This window comes from Aureispira sp. CCB-E (assembly GCF_031326345.1).
Taxonomy (GTDB): Bacteria; Bacteroidota; Bacteroidia; order Chitinophagales; family Saprospiraceae; genus Aureispira.
In genome coordinates this window covers 3,158,155-3,177,093 of record NZ_CP133671.1, presented here as the reverse complement: position 1 = coordinate 3,177,093, position 18,939 = coordinate 3,158,155, and the positions used below count along the sequence as shown (strand labels likewise).

17 protein-coding genes are annotated in these 18,939 nt (G+C 31.3%); 7 read left to right on the top strand and 10 right to left on the bottom strand.

Annotated features, from left to right (window positions below):
- The first annotated feature begins 37 nt into the window (after nt 1-37).
- The 3 genes from QP953_RS12155 (at nt 38) to QP953_RS12145 (ending at nt 4,706) form a co-directional block, all read left to right on the top strand.
- Entirely contained in the window at nt 38-1,996 is a 1,959-nt protein-coding gene (locus QP953_RS12155; RefSeq protein ID WP_309555249.1) for an AAA family ATPase, read from the top strand.
- A 2-nt stretch (nt 1,997-1,998) separates the two neighbouring features.
- The gene (locus QP953_RS12150; protein ID WP_309555248.1) at nt 1,999-3,237 is read left to right on the top strand and encodes a 5-methylcytosine restriction system specificity protein McrC; all 1,239 of its coding nucleotides are present in this window, start codon (nt 1,999-2,001) and stop codon (nt 3,235-3,237) included.
- A gap of 305 nt (nt 3,238-3,542) precedes the next feature.
- On the top strand, nt 3,543-4,706 hold the full coding sequence (locus QP953_RS12145; protein WP_309555246.1) for a tyrosine-type recombinase/integrase: 1,164 nt from the start codon (nt 3,543-3,545) through the stop codon (nt 4,704-4,706).
- 151 nt (nt 4,707-4,857) lie between these two features.
- Here QP953_RS12145 and QP953_RS12140 read toward each other — a convergent pair whose 3' ends face one another.
- Nucleotides 4,858-5,214 (bottom strand): hypothetical protein, encoded by a 357-nt coding sequence (locus QP953_RS12140; protein WP_309555245.1) that lies wholly within the window; start codon nt 5,212-5,214, stop codon nt 4,858-4,860.
- Between the two features lie 413 nt (nt 5,215-5,627).
- On the opposite strand from QP953_RS12140, the gene QP953_RS12135 reads away from it, so the two are divergent.
- Together QP953_RS12135 and QP953_RS12130 are read left to right on the top strand one after the other, a co-directional pair.
- Entirely contained in the window at nt 5,628-6,629 is a 1,002-nt protein-coding gene (locus QP953_RS12135; RefSeq protein WP_309552816.1) for a transposase, read from the top strand.
- Between the two features lie 224 nt (nt 6,630-6,853).
- Nucleotides 6,854-7,225, top strand: coding sequence for a hypothetical protein (locus QP953_RS12130; RefSeq protein ID WP_309555244.1), 372 nt, complete (start codon nt 6,854-6,856; stop codon nt 7,223-7,225).
- 126 nt (nt 7,226-7,351) lie between these two features.
- On the opposite strand, the gene QP953_RS12125 is transcribed toward QP953_RS12130, so the two are convergent.
- Nucleotides 7,352-7,933, bottom strand: a complete 582-nt coding sequence (locus tag QP953_RS12125) for a hypothetical protein (protein ID WP_052600379.1) — start codon at nt 7,931-7,933, stop codon at nt 7,352-7,354.
- A 309-nt stretch (nt 7,934-8,242) separates the two neighbouring features.
- Nucleotides 8,243-8,884 carry a hypothetical protein gene (locus QP953_RS12120; RefSeq protein ID WP_309555243.1) on the bottom strand — a complete coding sequence of 214 codons (642 nt, stop codon included), beginning with the start codon at nt 8,882-8,884 and terminating at the stop codon, nt 8,243-8,245.
- Between the two features lie 346 nt (nt 8,885-9,230).
- On the opposite strand from QP953_RS12120, the gene QP953_RS12115 reads away from it, so the two are divergent.
- Nucleotides 9,231-9,581, top strand: coding sequence for a hypothetical protein (locus QP953_RS12115; RefSeq protein ID WP_309555241.1), 351 nt, complete (start codon nt 9,231-9,233; stop codon nt 9,579-9,581).
- Nucleotides 9,582-9,737: 156 nt separating this feature from the next.
- Here the strand turns inward: QP953_RS12115 and QP953_RS12110 are convergent, their stop codons facing one another.
- Nucleotides 9,738-11,378: a serine hydrolase gene (locus QP953_RS12110; RefSeq protein WP_309555240.1), complete on the bottom strand. Its 1,641-nt coding sequence runs from the start codon at nt 11,376-11,378 to the stop codon at nt 9,738-9,740.
- Between the two features lie 269 nt (nt 11,379-11,647).
- On the bottom strand, nt 11,648-12,463 hold the full coding sequence (locus tag QP953_RS12105; protein ID WP_309555238.1) for a hypothetical protein: 816 nt from the start codon (nt 12,461-12,463) through the stop codon (nt 11,648-11,650).
- A 384-nt stretch (nt 12,464-12,847) separates the two neighbouring features.
- Here QP953_RS12105 and QP953_RS12100 point away from each other — a divergent pair, with 384 nt between their 5' ends.
- Complete coding sequence (locus QP953_RS12100; protein ID WP_309555237.1) at nt 12,848-13,198, top strand: hypothetical protein; 351 nt, start codon at nt 12,848-12,850, stop codon at nt 13,196-13,198.
- A 75-nt stretch (nt 13,199-13,273) separates the two neighbouring features.
- On the opposite strand, the gene QP953_RS12095 is transcribed toward QP953_RS12100, so the two are convergent.
- From QP953_RS12095 to QP953_RS12075, 5 genes are all read right to left on the bottom strand, one after another.
- Nucleotides 13,274-13,885 carry a hypothetical protein gene (locus QP953_RS12095; protein ID WP_309555236.1) on the bottom strand — a complete coding sequence of 204 codons (612 nt, stop codon included), beginning with the start codon at nt 13,883-13,885 and terminating at the stop codon, nt 13,274-13,276.
- Nucleotides 13,872-14,219 carry an STAS-like domain-containing protein gene (locus QP953_RS12090; protein WP_309555234.1) on the bottom strand — a complete coding sequence of 116 codons (348 nt, stop codon included), beginning with the start codon at nt 14,217-14,219 and terminating at the stop codon, nt 13,872-13,874. Before QP953_RS12090 ends, QP953_RS12095 begins: the two co-directional genes overlap by 14 nt.
- Nucleotides 14,200-15,225, bottom strand: coding sequence for a hypothetical protein (locus QP953_RS12085; protein ID WP_309555232.1), 1,026 nt, complete (start codon nt 15,223-15,225; stop codon nt 14,200-14,202). Before QP953_RS12085 ends, QP953_RS12090 begins: the two co-directional genes overlap by 20 nt.
- Nucleotides 15,226-15,336: 111 nt before the next feature.
- A complete protein-coding gene (locus QP953_RS12080; RefSeq protein WP_309555231.1) occupies nt 15,337-18,432 on the bottom strand; it encodes an NACHT domain-containing protein in 3,096 nt (1,031 codons plus the stop codon).
- Between the two features lie 241 nt (nt 18,433-18,673).
- Nucleotides 18,674-18,919 (bottom strand): hypothetical protein, encoded by a 246-nt coding sequence (locus QP953_RS12075; protein ID WP_309555230.1) that lies wholly within the window; start codon nt 18,917-18,919, stop codon nt 18,674-18,676.
- Nucleotides 18,920-18,939: the final 20 nt, after the last annotated feature.

The window sequence follows — 18,939 nt, the reverse complement described above, 5'->3', positions numbered from 1 at the left end:
TCAAGTAAAGGATATTATTAAAAAACTATTGCAACCAATGGAGTTCTTCAACGAAAAAGACTTTACATACCTAAAACGCTATGCAGGACAAAAAAAATCATCTATTCCTGAATCACAAGAAACTTACAACTATCTCAAAGATGTTAGTTATGAGAAATTAAAGCATCTGGCTATAACTATTGGAAAAAATTTATTTGAGGGACAAAAGAGTATTCATGTCCATAGAAGACCAATCAACCAAGGAGGTAATTTTCAAGAATATTTATGGGCTAAAATATATCCTACACCAATAAGTTTAAATAACAAAATCCTTGCTTACACCCTATCTATTGATACGGAGGATCAATATGTTATTAAAATTGACACCGTTGGACTTAATGAGAACGATAAACTCAGAGAAATATATTTAAAATATCGAGGAGATTATTTTAATTCTGAAATTGTCAAAATATATCCCAAGAAAGAATTACTCTCCTATAATTGGGAAGAATTAATAAAACTCACAGAAAAAGCCATCCAAGAGTTAATACCTAAGTTTGATATCATTGCTACACTACTTGGCATTGATAATAATTCTAATCATGCTCCTACTAACATAACTATTGAGAAGCTTAATATCCCATTAAACAAAATTCTTTTTGGTCCTCCTGGCACAGGAAAAACGTACCATACTATTAATCATGCGGTACAAATCATTGAAAATCTTACTCAAGAAGAATTAGAGGCAAAATACACTAACAGAAAACAATTAACGGATCAATTTAATACTTATAAAGAAGCGGGACGAATTGTTTTCTGCACCTTTCATCAAAGTATGGGTTATGAAGATTTTGTTGAAGGAATGAAGCCTTTAGAACCTAAAGAAGAAGGCAGGAATATAACCTACAAGGTTATTCCTGGTCTTTTTAGAAAAATATGTACTGAAGCTAACAAACAACAAGAACGTAGTATTCTTATCGGTGATGACAAAATCCCTCTTACTGAAGAGATATTTAGAGAATTATACTATAACTATACCGAAAAACTTCCTAACCAAAAAGAAACACACTCCAACTTTCAACTTAACACACCAGAAGGGTATCCATTTTATCTATACAAGAATTCTGTAGGTTCGGTTATTGTCAAAGCAGGAACGATGCAAACGTCAATGAATATTTGCTTTAATCAATTATCAAGAGTCCTTTTTGAAGGTAAAAGCCCAACTTATAAATCTTATGAACAAAAGGTTATTGATGACATATTAAAAGACAAAAACCTTGAAAAAAATCAAATTGACAACTCTTTAAAAAATTATGTCTTAATAATTGATGAAATAAATAGGGGGAATACTTCTCAAATATTTGGAGAACTAATCACCCTAATAGAAGAAGATAAACGAGCTGGTAATGATGAAGAATTAGAAATAAAACTAGCTTATAGCAGAGATCCATTTAGTGTTCCTTCTAACCTTTATATTTTAGGTACAATGAATACAGCAGATAGAAGTGTAGAAGCTTTAGATACAGCATTGAGAAGGAGATTTTCTTTTGAAGAAATCGCTCCCAATCCTCATTTAATTAAAACAGAAGGGAAATTAAAAAAATCAATGGGAGTTGTTTCTGAAATTGACTTAACGCAACTTCTTACAATTATAAATAAACGCATTGAGGTCTTATTAGACAAAGATCATCTTATTGGTCATAGCTACTTTATGAAAATAAAGGATATTGAAGATTTAAAATATACTTTTTACAATCAAATTATCCCCCTACTTCAAGAATACTTTTTTGGAGACTATGGCAAAATAGGGCTTATTCTAGGCATTGGCTTTGTAAAAGAACAATACACCGAGAATAATCTATTTTCTGAATTTCCTTATGAAGGAATAGCTTCATTCCAAGAGCGGAAAACATACCTTATACATGATTATAGAATACAAAAAGAATTATTTATCAAAGATAGTCAAAATGAATTAAAGTTTAATTTTATAACAGCGGTCAAAAATATGTTGAATTAGGTATGAATGATACATTTCAAATATTTGAGCATCAAGCGTTATATACTAATAGAGGAAATAATGAGTTAAGACTGACTCAACAACAACTTGGTCTACTTGAACAATTCTATGGCGATGGAAATGATTTTCCTTATTACTCATTGGTTAACAAGGGAATCAAATTTCGCCAATACGTAGGTGTACTTAAAATTGGAAACACTACTATCGAAGTGCTCCCCAAAGCTGGCAAAATAGATAATAAAGAAACTTGGCAAAATAGACTTATTGAGATGTTAAAAGCTGTGGGGATGTTTAATATTCATGCTCCATCTTCTAGTAACTTAAATATTAAACAAAATTCTATTCTAGACTTGTATTTTGAACTATTCATTACTGAAATAGAATATCTCCTACATAGAGGGCTTATTAAAAAGTACAATAAAAAAGAAGGGAATCAACTAGCTTTAAAAGGAAAAATTAAATTCAATAAGCATATACAACAAAACTTAATACATCAAGAACGTTTTTATATTGCTTATACTAATTATGATATTAATCATAAACTACATGCAATTCTGTATAAAACATTATTAGTTCTTAGAAGAATAAACCTTAATCCAAGTTTAATTAGTAAAATAGGCAAAATCTTGCTAGACTTCCCTCCTATGCCTAATATCAAAGTAACTCCAGTGCTTTTTGAAAAAATTGTCTACAATAGAAAAAATACATCTTACAAAACCGCAATAGACATTGCTCAACTAATCTTACTTAATTATCACCCTAATATTACTCAAGGTAATAACCATGTTTTGGCTCTAATGTTTGACATGAATTTACTTTGGGAACAATTTGTTGCCGTTAGCTTGCAAAAAAATAATTCATTCAAAATATCAACTCAAAGTTCTAAGAACTTTTGGAAACCTTCAAAAGGCTATGCTTCTCGTTTACGTCCTGATATTATCATTGAATTAGACAAGAAAAAATATGTACTTGATACTAAATGGAAAAACTTGTACAATACAAATCCATCTTCAAACGACTTACGTCAAATGTTTGCTTATTTACATTATTTCGATGCTAAAAAAGCTGCCTTGGTCTACCCTAGTTATGCATCAAACACGCACACTGGACATTATTATGACACTAAAGGAAATATAAATCAAAATTGTAGTGTTCTTGCGATTACTACAGAACAAAAAATTAGATCTTGGCAAAAGGCCATTTGTTTACAAATAGAACACTGGATAACAGAACCAAATTAAAATACCAACTCAGTACCCAAAATCCAACAAAAGCCCTATATTGTTGATGTACAAAACAATATAAGAGACGACTTTAATCTTGTCCTGGGCACAATTCTAGGCTACATTTAGCCGACACAGAGTAGTAATAAACCTAGCAAATATCGCTGTTTCAGCTAATTTATTACTACTCTTTTTTTTGTTACTCATTTGTTACTCCTACTGCTCTCAGATACTCTCTACACAGGTTAACATTTCTTTTTGTTACCCATTTGTTACCTTTTTTAGAACGCTTTTTGCTTCACGTTTCTAAAAAAGAAATTCAAATGATTCAATTTAGCTTAATTTACAACTTCAAGAAAAAACTTCGTAAAGATGGTACCGCTACCATTCACATCAGAGCCTATCTCGATGGAAAACGAAAATACATTTCTACCAAAATCTACGTCAAGCCCCGACAGTGGAGCAAGCGACTATCCAAAGTCATTGACCACCCCAATGCCGCAACTTACAATGCCGAAATTCAACGGCAAATCAACGAACTGGAGAACTATGCCTACGATTGGGTAAGAAAACACGATGCCATTACCCTCAATCAATTGGATGCTTATTTTAAATACGAGGACAACGGTTCTTTTACCGAGTTTTGGAAATACGAATTGGCCAACGATACCAAATTAGAAAAGGAAACCAAGAAAAAACACAAAACAGCGTTGAATTATTGGACCAAATTTAAAAAGGATGTACAGTTTTCTGAGTTGACTTACAACCTCATTCGAGACTTTGACACCTTTTTGTACCAACACCAACTCCACACCAACACGGTTTACACCCACCACAAACAAGTAAGAAAGTACATCAATTTGGCCATCAGGAGTGACTTGTTGGAAATGAATCAAAATCCTTATCTAAAATTTACGCCCAAATTGGTGCCAACAGAGCGGACGGTACTCACTGTTGACGAAGTGCAACAAATAGAAGCCTTGACCTTTTCTAAAGAGGAGTTTTATTTGGAATTGATTCGGGATATGTTTTTATTTTCGTGTTATACGGGGTTGCGCTTTGCCGATACAGCTCACTTGAAGTATGAGAATATTGATGCGACCAAGGAGGGCTTGGTTTTGAATATCATTGCTCAAAAAACCAATAAGCAGCTTATCCTTCCCCTATACAAACTCTACGAACGAAAGCCTGAAGCCATCATTCAAAAATACAAAAAGCAGGTACTTTACCTTCGTGGTCCTGTCTTTCATCCTTACAGCAATCAATACTTTAACCGTACGCTCAAGGTCATTGCTCAACGTGCCCACTTGCAAAAGAAGGTAACCAGCCATGTCGCTCGACATACCTTTGCGACAAACTTGGCTTCTAAGGTACCGCTACATATTTTAAAGGCAATTTTGCAACATTCCAAAATTGAAACGACGATGATTTATTTGCACTTGTCGAATAAGTTGGTCAATGATGCTTTGGATAGCGTGGATTGGTAGGTTGTAAAAAAACAAGTTGCCCTGTTGTTGGGTGACTTGTTTTTTTTACGTTCTAGTGTGTGTGACCAGTTCTTATTTTTCTTCCTCAATGGCATCATCTATAAATTCAACTTGGTTCTGCAAATTTTGTTATCTGCTGCGCTTTTTTTTGTTAATTCCAAGAATATTTAGAGTTTAATAGAGGATGATTTAATGCAATAGAGTCAATAGTTTTATATTTTCTTTTGACCTTTTTATACCATTTCTTATAAAGGGAGAATATTTTTTTTATGTGCTTTTGATTGATTAATATTTTTTCAAAGACTTCTCCATTTTTATAGTACATACGTTTTCCTTCTTCATACGGGTAAAGAACTTTAGAATCAAATTCATCTTTAGAATTTAAAATCTTAACCGTAAAATGATATTTGTCGAAAAGCACGTTTTTTTGAATTATTCCTTCAATTAAGAATATAGCAACGAGTTCATGACTTATTCTTTGATCTTCTCTGGGTTTTCCTGCGTACATTATCCCAACTGAGTCTTGATATGTGGATACTTTCCAACTTCGATTTTCGTTGTAGTTGCCTTCATATTTTAGTAGCTCTTCAATAAGTTGTATTTTATTTTGGATTAGGTTAATGTTTTTGATAGCGTATGTTCTATTTTTTATCAGACTGTCAATATTTACCCCTTCAAGAAAATTTTGATTTTGAGATTTTGAAACCCTACATAAAAAGAAAAGAAGAAGTTTTTTGAAAATTAGGTAGAGAAAAGAAAAAGACAGGTCATATTTGTAATGCGAATATCAAACAAAACCTGTCAATATGAAAAAAAACGATTTTTTCACAAGTCAAAGATAGTTTAAAAAGTCTATATCAGCAAGAGCCATCGGGGCATGCACTAAGCCGTTTGAACACTTTGTGTGGCTTAGTGACAGGAATGATTAAACGAAAAAGTAGCCATTTGCCAGATATAGGTAGTGGTTTACCTCAAGATATAGATGCCGCAAGTCGAGTTGTTCATGCCAAACGATTTCTGTCAAATAAGTGGACAGATTACAAGGTACATTATCTTCCCTTTCTAATTGCATTTTTACGTTTTGCTTTATCCAAAAAGAATAATAATCAAGACATTAGTTTAGTAATAGATGGGAGTCAAATGGGAAGTAAACATGTCGCTCTTGTTGTCAGTCTAGCTTGGAAAAAACGTAGTATTCCTATTTGTTGGGTAATCAGAAAAGGGCGTAAAGGACATTTCCCCCAACAAATGCATTTAGACATTATTCAACAAGCAGCCGAAATCTTAAAACCGATTCTTTTTACTCAAACTAAAGTGACTTTATTAGGAGATGGAGAGTTTGATGGAGCATCTATACAGCAATTATGTCGCCTAAAGTTAGGCTGGAAATATGCTGTAAGAACAGCCAAGAATACAATTTTACATGAGCAAGGAGACTGTTTTAAACCTCGATTTACAAAAGTACCAGATGGAGAAACATTTTTGTTTATCCCATCTGTTGAGTTTTCTAAAGAGAAAATTCAAGATGTAAATTTTCTGCATTGGCATGATCCTAAATATGATGAGCCAATATTTTTGATTAGTAATCTAGATGACCCCTTTGAAATTATAAGGCAATATGAACTGCGTTTTTCAATTGAAACCATGTTCAAAGATTTCAAATCAAGAGGATTTAATATGCATAAAACAAGATTAAAGGAAGCTTATGACATATTTAATCTGTTGATTGTTGGTGCATTAGCTTTTTGTTTTATTATGGGATTTGGTGCTTTACATCAAAACAGTCCAGTAAAAAAGAAAGTTCAAGAAAAACAAAATCAACAGTTTTCAATTTTTACATTGGGCTTAAAATTAGTTCATTATTTTATTGAAAGGGAAATCCCTTTCGTCTTTTCTCTCATATTTTCAAAGAACTCGTCTTAGTTTTTTCTAAGTTTTTATGTAGGGTTTCAAATTTGAGATAAGGATATTTTAGAATTTATAAGAAAGAATAAAATTATGAGATAGCTAATTTTTGTCATCAAATTGCGGTGTACCCTGATTTATTTAGGTTAATTTAGTAGTTTTCTGCTTTTTTATTTATTTTAGATGAATTCAGAGTAGTATAATTCTATTTGACAGAACTTCAAAATAAACTTAGCAATATTATGAAAAAATTATTCTTTATTTTTTTTCTATATTTTTTTACTAATACTATATTCGCACAGTTTGACAAGACTATTTGTGAGGAAATTCTAAATAAGATTGATTATAAATCAAAGGACAAATTTTTTGTCTGTATAAAACAAGATGGAAATTCTGACAGATCTTACTATAGCGGATTTACACCTTCTACTCTTGCATTTACTTTTAATGAAAAATATATGGTAATCAAATCTAATCTAGAGGAAAAAGATTCTCGTACGATTTATATTACCTACGATAAGATAAAAGCTATTTTGATGGAACCTGCGGAATTTAGGGATTATGATAATATGAAGACAAGATACTCAAATACAACAATTTATTTAAAAGAATAAAAATCGGCAAGTATTCTAAGATTAAAACACAGGTTTATTGAAATTATACAGGGGCTATTTTACCGACTGTACTCGGGGTGTTCAGTGCAACAGCACAATAAAATTAGTGGGGTCTCATGGACCCACTTAATTTTGATCGCTAATTGTTTGTTTTTGTTTTATTTCTGGTTTGCCTACAAAAAAATCTAAAGTTCTTATAATTGTTGTATTGTTATTTTTATCATTACTTGTTTTGAAATCTACATTAGTCGTGTGGACTCTTCCCGTTTTATCTTTAAAACACCAAGTATTATTTGGAGGAAATTTTCTAATTGTGTCTCTTGGGAAAATTTCATAATCTATAAATTCCATTTCACTTTCTGCAACTGGTACTCTTTTTAAACCAAGCTCAGAAAGGAAAGAAAGGATTTTAGGAGTGTCAATTTTTTCAAATAATAATTCACGTCCAATTTTTTCAATGGCTACTAATCTTATTAGAGACGATTCTTTTATTTTCGTTTCAATTTCAAATGTATCTAAATGGATACTAATACCTTTAGCACAAGCCTCATCATTTTCTTTAGGATAAAACTGATAATATATAATATTTCCTTCAATTTCTTTTCCATAAGTACCATATCCACAAGGTTGGTAAAGAAGTTTACAACTGTCTTTTAATAAATCATCAATACTTACATTATATTCATAATCAAAAGGATTATAAGTCAATTTTTCCTTTAGATCTAAGCAGGAATAGAAAAAGAGGCAGAGAAATAATATGTATAACCTAATGGTCATTTTTGTGTTAAGTTAATGTGATGGTTCCCCTTGATAGGGTTGTCAAATCGCTAAGTTTGATTATTTTAATATTTATATTTTTCCTAATTGTAGACAACGGCTCGTGTATATTGCGTGGTACAAGCCATGCCAATATAAAGATAGCTATTCCCAAATCAAAATCGCAGATTTTGCGGTGTAGAACATGTGTTCATTTTTGTAAGGCTATTCCTGATTCGTACCATGAAAATATACACATTGTTATGTAGTGTTCTTTTTTTTTATTTCATCAAGAGTTAAATTTAGAATATCGCCATCTTCGTGGTAATTTTCAGAGTTCCACTCTTCATCGGAGAATGGAGGTAATACTTTTTCAGGTGAGAAGTATGTTCCTTTTGTTTTTATGTCTAAAATTTCTTTTGTATCACTACGACGAGTTACTTCAATATGAGTGTTTGGGATTGTAGCAGAATAAAGATATTGTCCACAAAGAAAGATACTTTTTAATTTCACTCCATCTTTAATTTCGAAATAAAAACCAGGACCAAAATCTTCTGGGTCTTCTCTTTCTACAGCTTTTCTTGATTGAATAATTGTAATTTCAGCTTTTATATCTTCAATAGGGATTTGGGGAGGAAAAGGAAAGTCCTTTAGAGTAGAAAAATGAAATTTTAAGTTTATAATAAAAGCAATAATAACAATGGAAATTACCATATATAATTCTGCATCTTTATTCCATTTTAGATACCCATGAATATAGTTACCTAAGATTAAAAGAATACCAATGATAAATACCAAGGAGAGAATGAAATTTTCAAATAACCACCATATCATGGATATTTTAGGCTGTTTTATTAGTTTCAGTTCTTTTAATGAAAGCTCTCTAGTGTAAGTTTTTATCATAGTTTTCCTTTATCAAAGTGTAGCTTTCTTTATACGATAAATCCTGCTTTTTGTTTTTTAATACTACATAACTCTCTTATATACACAATTGCATATACAACCACCTATTTACCAATTGCCACCCAAGAGCACCAAGCCGAAACGACAATCCCCCACTGACACATATCGAACAAATGAGTGAACAATGCTTTGAATACCGTTGAAAGATACAAAAAATCAAGAAATTGCGTACACAATTCCCCCCAACAAATAGCAATCCCTTGGTTTTCTAAAATAGAGCCTTTAGCTTTGAAGTCTATTTTCTAAGCTAAAACCAAATTCATGAAAAACCTAAAACAAAAAGCCTATGAATAAAGAATCTGCTTCTGCTCTGGGCTGGGGGCTAGTTGCGCTCCCGCTCTATCTCTATGGTCTAAAAAATAAAATGGGCTGGAGATACTGGTTAACAGCTGCTCTTATTATTGCGCCTATTGGTGGAGTGATTGGACATGCCCTGGGAAAAGAAGATAAAGAAGCCAAGGCTTTGCAAAATCAAGCTCAAAAACATGCTCTGGAACAAAATGCGATTGAAGCTTGTCGAGAACGGGAATGCAAAGACAAAGGCGGCTTTTATTTCAATGGTCAATGTCAAGGTGATCCTATTGTTACTTCTTACGGTCAAATATTGGGGACCAACTATCACGACTTGAATTGTTAGTTTATGCTCTCTTACTAATATAGAAGGTTGCCTTTAATTATAGAGGGCAACCTTTTGTTTTTGCAGTATTCTAAGATTAAAACACAGGCTTTAGCAGTTCCGAGTTGATTCGAACATAGCCGAATCAACCGTAATTGCGGTTATACATTGTTGGCATTAGTCTATTTTTTCAAATAATATATCTTTCACAGTACCTTCAGAAGCAACTTTAAAAGAAATTACCTTTCCATTATTGCCACGATTGAATGTGTACTTTGTTCTTCTATTCGCCCCAAAGGTATCTTTAACGCCTTCTTTAATTAGGACACCTTCATTATTGGGGTAGTTTAAAATTAGATTGTTGTTTTCAATTACAATAGAATATGTAACATTGAGTTCGTCTGAATGGTAGTTTCCAACAAACGCATCTAAATTTTGATTAGGAGATGAAGCAAGTACAATGCTTTCAAAGTAGAAAATAGCCCCTCCGAAATCAACTAATAAATCAGCTCCTGTATTTCCCTCTATTTGAAATGTATATACAATTGAAGGGTTATCAATTCGGACGAATGAATTTGCGCTTTTTGAAATTAATGTTGTGGCACTTCTACCAAAGCTGCTAATAGCTTTTAAGGTGTCATTTTCAATAAAAATTTCCATTCTTAAATCACTGTTTAACTCTTGATAAACTCCTTTGAATTTCATTTTTTCGCTAGTAGAATGCTTATATGATTCTTGTCTTTTACCCTCAACAAATGTTTCATCAACAAGTAAATCCAATATTTCATAAGAAATGTTTACTGCATTAACATCCTCAGAGTTTGTATATACTATAACTGCTATGTTTTTCTTTGGAATGCATATAAATTGAGAACGCATGCCTAAATCCCGACCACTGTGATTATAAGTCGTAAGTCCTTTGTAAGAAGAGACAAACATTCCTCTAGCATGCCTCATAAGTTGACCGTTATTTAAAAGGTCCAATTCGGTTATAAATTCTGCTAAATAGAAGAAGTCATGATTTGGATTTAAAAACACATTAGACCATTTTGCTAAATCTTGAACGGTACTCCCCATTCCACCTGCACCAATACAATGAGTTAAGGATTTGGGTTGTCGGTACTGCCCACTCTCTTTGTAATAAGGATATGCTCTGTTTTCAATAATATCTTCTAAATTCTTACTGTAAAATGTATTATGCATTTTCAACGGTTCAAAGATTTCTTGCTTGGCAAATTCTTCAATTTTCATTCCTGAAACTCTTTCAATAATTAATGCAAGCAATACGTAATTTGTATTAGAATAAAGCATCTTTTCCCCTGGTAAATTATTTACACCTTCTTGTTTAAACATAAGCTCTTGAATCATTTTATTTGTATAACCTCTATGTTTATAATCAAAACCTTGCAGATCAAGAAGAACGTTATGGTTTCGAATACCACTCGTGTGATTCAAAAGATGCTTTATTTGTATGACATACTTATAATTACTTAATTCTGGAATATATTTTCTTACATCATCATTAATTGAAAGTTTCCCTTGTTTTTCCAATATACCTATACATGCTGATGTGAACTGTTTTGTAATAGAAGCAAGTCCAAATACTGTTGAATCATTAAAAGGGAGCTTATATTCCAAATTCATTACACCTTTATTAATGTGATACATAAGTTCGCCATTTTGAACAACTCCAACAGTTATACCTGGTCCAGATTCAATATAGGAATTCAGGATTCGATTTATGTTCTTATCGAAAGAAGTTTGAGAAAATGCAATCGCACTAGTAAGAGCTGAAATAATGGTTAGTATGAATTTCATTTTTTTTAATGATGTTTTTTGGTAATTAATGCCAACGTCAGACTGTTGAAAAAACGATAGACTTCTTACCTAAAGAGCTATTAAAAGCCGTTTTATTGGAGTTTTTCAATAGTCTGGCGTGTATGCATATGATATGCTAGAAGTTATGCGCTGTACAATATAGCTATTCCCGAAGCAAAATCTGCGATTTGGCGGTGCTAGACAAAATCCCTGAACTTTAACTTTAGCCCTGATTCCTAGAATAGCCATATGCACTTTATTGGCAACAGTTATTTTTTTTTATAGTACTCATAGAAATAAAAAGATTCATGGATTAAAAGGGAGAAATCATCGTAAGTGTATTCTTTTACTAAATTATTATACTTGTTGAAATGTTGAACACGGTTTGATGTAAAATACTTCTTATGATAATCATGGTAATCGGTCTCCCAAATTATCTTTTTCCTTTTTTTGAATATGACTTTTTCAGCAAGAAACCACTCATTTGTTGCATCATTGAATATAAACTTTTCATAGTTTTTCTTTTTAGGGTGAATTGATATTTTTAAACTATCTGTGAAACCATTTTTTTCTTGAATGAAGACTTTAGCTAATCTGGAGTCTTCAAAATTACATATAACCTTAAAAGGATTAAATTCATCAATTGCTACTTCAATCTTTTCGAAATTAAATTTGGGATTGACTTTATCTTTGAAGTATGCTTCTCGAATTTGTAAAGTATCTTTGTCTTGAACATTTATTTGACAGAATGATTTTTGGGAAATTTTAGTATAAATGTTAACTGTTGAGGAATCTGACCAATATAGTATTTTATGAATATAGTTCGGGCTTGAAACCATAATTTTGGTGCTATCTAAAGTACTAAATTTAATAGAACTGAGAGGAGGAAGATATGTCGGCCATTCTTTTGGACTACCGTCTGGTAAATATTCTGTTATAAAAGTATCTCGTCTAATTTTTCCTTGCCAATAAATTTTAAATAAATAATCAATTTTGATATTAGTTTCTTTCTTTATTTGTCGAGACTGACAATAAAGGTTTTGAAATAAGAATATAAAGAACACGGAGATAATTAGTTTTAACATTAGTTTAGTTTGATTTACTAAGTATGACTTTATGAGGTTTTAGTTTCTTACAAAACAATATTTTAGAATTCCTTTATAAGGAAGGAAAACGCATTGTTAATTGTTGCCAATACCATATATACACAATTGCATATACAGTCAACTATTTATCAATTGCGATCCAAGAGCACCAAGCCGAAACGACAATCCCCCACTGACACATATCGAACAAATGAGTGAACAATACTTTGAATATCGTTAAAACATACAAAAAATCAAGAAATTGCGTACACAATTCGCCCCAACAAATAACAAGCCCTTGGTTTTCTAAAATAGAGCCTTTAGCTTTGAAGTCTATTTTCTAAGCTAAAACCAAATTCATGAAAAACCTAAAACAAAAAGCCTATGAATAAAGAATCTGCTTCTGCTCTGGGCTGGGGGCTAGTTGCGCTTCCGCTCTACCTCTATGGTCTAAAAAATAAAATGGGCTGGAGATACTGGCTGACAGCTGCTCTTATTATTGCGCCTATTGGTGGAGTGATTGGGCATGCCTTGGGAAAAGAAGATAAAGAAGCCAAGGCTTTGCAAAATCAAGCTCAGAAACATGCTCTGGAACAAAATGCGATTGAAGTTTGTAGAGAACGAGAATGTAAAGACAAAGGCGGCTTTTATTTCAATGGTCAATGTCAAGGTGACCCTATTGTGACTTCTTACGGTCAAATATTGGGGACTAACTATCACGACTTGAATTGTTAGCCTATGCTCTCTTACTGATATAGAAGGTTGCCTTGTTTGGGGCAACCTTTTTTAGCTTTTAACCACCTAGACTATTTATATAAGTTGAATTTCTTTTAAAATAGAAGACAAGCATTCATCAATAACTAATATTTGCTCATCAATTATTGCTCTATCAAACGTAACTAGATTATCTTCTACAGGAGACTCAGATAATAGTTCTTCTAACTTTACCAACTCTTTCTCTAACTTAATAACACACGCATTATCAACATCAAGTGCGTTGAACAACTTTTGTAGAAAGGAGATCGAAGGAATAATCTGATTGTTGAGTACTTTAATAGTTTCTGTATCAATAAATTCACTGTAAGTCAAACTTTCGCAGAACTTATGAAAGCTTGCCCATGTCGCATCTAATTTAGAGCTTAGATATTCATACTGATTCTGTGTTTTATTAACTTGTTTTTGCAAAATATCTGCAATATAAAGACCAACAAATAGAGTAATAATACTAAGGGCAATATTAGGTATATCTAGTTCACATTTTACTTTAAAGTATCTAAATTCACTTGTAATATAAGAGACTATAACCCCTAGGCAAAAAGCAATGGCAATGGAATAGAGATGGTCTCTTAGTTTCCTTACAAAGGATGATTCTTTGAGCTTTTCTATCCATGAATTGCCTTTAGATGGTTTAGGCTGGCTCATAAATAGTATCTTTTATCTTTTTTATGTATTTAGGTGTTTCTCGTGAAATAATCAAAATATTATTCCAAACAATATCAGGAGTATGTTCATTTCTTAGCCTTCGAAATGCTTCGTTTAAAAATGAACTCATATATCCTTCACCACCATCCAAAATGATTTTTAACTTAACTTTTTGATCTAAAGCAATTTTAAATTTATCTTTCAGCAACTCATCAAAAAATTGTTGCCCAGAGTGTGGACCATCTTCATAAGTTCTGAATCCTGTTCTAGACGAAAAATCTTTTGGGATGTCAATTGTCACCATAGTTTTATTGTTAGATTGGGAAGTGTGCATTTGGCTCACAAGTTTTGTTTATTTTCCAAAAATAATAAGTTCCTTCAAAATTTACCTTTATTGTCTCAATTATTCCTTCATCGAAATCTAAATAGACATTATTTGTTATAACAACCAAACTAGTAATAATCTTATCAGTATACATTTCGAAAATAGTTGGCAAGCCTTTTCCTCTCCACGACAAGCCTGTTTGAGATTCTATACCATCTTCAAAGGCTGCTTTTAATAAGGCAGCATTATTTCCGAATAATCGTCTAGCTGCTCGATAGATAAAGTTTCTACTAAGAGTCTCTGTAATTCCTTTTCCATTGTCTACAAATGAAAACTTAACAGAGTTTTCTGCTTCGTTGTGGCTAATACCCAAATGCCAAGTAATCTTATCCTCAGTAGAAAAAGCATGATCACAAGAGTTTCTTAGCATTTCGCCTATTCCTCCATATAAACAAGGACATCTTGCTTTAGTTCCCCAAACCGTCTCCATTGCCTTATAAACTTCAGGAACAATTATTTGATGATGAGTATCTTTTGTTCCTGTTGTTAAGATTTTATTCTTTGAATTTTGATTTTTTGATGCAATCGTACCACCCATTCGATCCATAAAACCTGATGCTTCTAGAATGTCTTTTGCAGCTATGTTTGTAGGTTTTTGTCCTTTACAAAGTATATCATGTCTCGATAAATCATCTATAACAGACAATAACATAGCCAAAGCTCCTTCTGCTATAACTTGGACATTTCTCAAATCTAAGTCTAAATAATGACCTCTATGGCCATATTTTTTGACCTTAGCTATAAATTTTAGAACTTCTAGGACGTGCCCATACCTTAAGGTTAAATTCTCAGGGGCAATGAGTCTTTTAAATTTATTAGCTAAATGATTAGTGGCTTTTGTGTTTGATGGTAGATTTAACTTCTTTTGTGTACTTTTAGGTCTGTATCGTTTTGGGGATCTATGCCGCTCTTTTCGTAATTTCTTCTTCTTTGCCATTTTTGAGGGTCCATTCATTTTTTTGAGGAATAGTTAAAGGTAAAAAAAATATTAAAAATAAATAATTTAATTTACATACAACCTTCATTAACAGGAGAAATAACCACAGAAGTATAAAGCTTTAAAACCTTAGACTTGTTTCTTAACCTCGTTAATTAACCATTCGGAGCCATATAAATCTGAAATAGAGAAGAATTTATTTTCATTAATAAGTTTTACAATAGCTTCTATTGTATTTCTATCTACTTGTTCTTCTAAGTTATATATGCTAATAGTTAGAGAGTGTTTCTTTTTTATCTCTACTTGGTCAAAAGTTATATTCTGTAAGAGACCTCCAATAATTATTATTTCTCTGATAGGACCATAGAAGATAATATCTTCTAAAGTTGAATACTCAAGAGCTATTGAGTACGAGTGGAATTTAGTTTGTTTTATTTCAATATCTTTTTTATAAAAAAAATGATGAGGAGTATAAATGTTGCTTTCTGATAAAATATGTTTTTTTTCAGTAGGAAATAAAGTGTTGTATTCCCATATTATAATTTGATTTTTACCTGTAGGCAATAAATTTCTAGAGAAAGAAAAAGAATATGCTTTAGATATAAAAGAAAATGTACGATTAAATCGAATTAAATATATAACAAGCATTATAGGAGCTAGGAATGCCAAAGTAGAAAGTCCAATTATTAATAAAGAATGAATTAAAGTATGTTTAAATATTAGTCCAATGATAATATGAATTAGTATAATAATAGGTAATGCAAACCCTTGATTTCCTTTGTATTTAGATAAATACATAACATTACTGCTAGCTATTTTAGACAGGTTCATGAGTATTAAACTAGTTAAAAGCATTCCAATAATAATAATAATAAGGTCTAATCCTAAAGATGTATTTGAGTAATATCCTAAATAGATAAAAGGAAAGAAGATTAAAATAGAAGCTAGAACACTTAGCATTCTGCTTTGTTTATATATTAAGTTCAATATTTTTAAATAAAAAGACATTGGATGTTTAAAAATATGATAACAACAATATTGTAGGATTCCAACATAGTGATTTATTTTACCACAGATATTAAAGCACTGATTTTTAATCCAGGCTTTACTTTTACTATTTGATATTCTTAAAAGAATGGGGATATTCTCATTTGCTGAAATATCCCCATCATATTTAATTGCTTCATATGTGAAAAATTCCATTCCGTCAGTCCAGTTTGGGGACTGAATTAATTTATTACTAAATTGTTTTTCCTTGAGTTTGTCAACAATTTCTAGTGAAACAAAATATTCAAAGAAAGATTTATGAACAAAGCTGTACATGTTTTCATTTCTTTGTAAGAAGTATGCTGTAATTAATTCATTTTCTAAACCCTCACGAGATTCAGTTCCTCTAATGTCTAACTTTTCAACTTCCCTTTTTATATAATTATTAATTGAATCTGTCCTTAGTGAAACTTTTTCTAGAAATACATCAACAGCAAGAGTCCGAAAAAAGGATAATATTATTGTTCGTTGACTTTGACTCTTATTTAGTAGACTAACAATTTTTTTACTTGTTTGCCGCTCAATCCAATGGTCTAAATAATGATTCATTAATGTATTAGCATTAAGATTTTTATTTTGATATTCTTTATATAAATAAGGTAGCATTTCCCTTATAATATGCATCATAGATGGACGCTTGCATAAATCATAAATGCTATTGTTGTTTTTTATAAATTCGAAATATTTAATGACATCTTCAGTGTTTTTATAAAAGGCTTTTATTGATATTTTTATATTCTTATCAGAAAGGTAATCCAGTAAAATTTTTTCACAAAAAGGAAGTTCTCTAGGTACAGAATTATCTATAGTTATTTTTAAAATGTTTCTTTCTTCAAATTCATTCGGAAAGTAAGACGGACGCCCTGCTATAATTAGCTTGTTATTTTTAACAGCTAATTGCCAAATAGCATTTAATTGGTCAAAACGCTGTTCATGCGTTCCAATAAATCCCATTTCATCAAAACCATCTAGTAAAAAGATGAAGTTTCCACTATGTATTAGCTTATTAAATAGTTCAATTCCAGTATCTAGTCTGTTTTGAACTATAAATTCACTAATAGCACCTTCAATACCTCTATGTATTGGAGATGTACTTCTTAAAGGGATGTATATAGGAATTCTATCTGACTTTCCATCTAGCACTTTTTGAGCTAAATGATGTGCCAAGTATTTGAGATAAGAAGTTTTTCCTGTACCAGAATCCCCCATTAATGCAAAATGTTTTCTATTATCTTCATTTAGCCATTTCTCTATATATTCTGTTAGATGACTATTGCCATTATTGTATGTTGGATTTATAAATGTATCAGCTAAAGTTATTTTTTTATCCTTAATTGTAAGAGTAGCGAAAGGTAGTTCATCATTTCTGAATGAATAAATTAAATCCTGTAGATATTTATCGAAGTTTATAATTTTTTTTAGAAAAGTCTTTTCTGTGTATATGTTTTTCTGTAACGAGTCAATCCCCCCCCCCTTTTCTAAAATATAATATTCCTCAATAAGAATATTTCTTTGTTGAGGAATAATGTTGTTTTCTATTAAGATGCTCTTTATATTCTCTAATTTAGAATTAGCTAATGATTCACTAATGTCAATTGGGAGGACGGTTTCATGACAAAAAATTATTTTAAAGTAAGTATATATCCCATTTTTGTAGTAACCATAGAGTACTTTTAGTTTTGGGTCATAGTTTAATTCTAAATTAGGATGCTTTAATTCAAATAAATTCTTGACTCGTTGATGAAAACGGTTATCTACAGGTAAAGGAATAGGAGGTGAACTGATAGTATGTTCTGGAACTATTTGTATGCTTTTCTCTTTATTCTTTGCGAATTTTTGCCTCAATCCTATGATATAAAATATAGTAATTGTAGATATTGAAAGACAAAAAATAGCATAGTTTACTGTATTGTAAAAGTCTGAAGTGACTGAGGTAATAATATTTAAGTTATACTGATGATTAAGAAAAGTAATAAAAATATTTATCAATGAAGGGAGTATGGTAGTTATAATTGTTAGAGAGCCACCAATTATAACTACGGCAACAATTACAGGGTAAGTTAACGATTTAAACTTTCCTTTTTGGCTTTCAAAAAATTTAATAATTAGAAGCCTCAACAGTATAAAAATTAGAATTAGTATTAATGTTGTTATTAAAGCAGAGATGTATATTGACATAATGGGGATTTGAGATATTCTATAATGTAGAGGTGAATTTTGATGAAGATAAATAGTAAAAAATGTAATTAATTAACACTTTATAAATTAGTGTTTTTTTTTATTATCAAAAAAAAATGCATTTAAATAAAAAAAAAGCGAAAAAATCGCTTTCTACTTCTGATTTTTCTCAAGTATAGCAATAAGCCGCTCCTTATCTTTCAACCGCTCATCTTTATCTTTTAGTTGAGCATCTTTGCCTTCAATAACTTTGTTTCAGGTATTCAATTTCCTTTTTCAGGAAAGCAACTTCTTGAGCTGTTTCTCTTGTTTCCTTGTTCGTACTATTATACACGTGCTGAAGCATACCGTTTGTGTTGACGATGCTTTGTAAATTAGAATGTTCAAGTTTCAGCTCATTAGATTGGACAAACCAATGAACCTTGATATAAACATTTTCTCCTATTAGTGTGGAAGATTCGGGGTTCAAACTCGAAGCTTCTGTCATGGATTTAATAATTGTTCTTT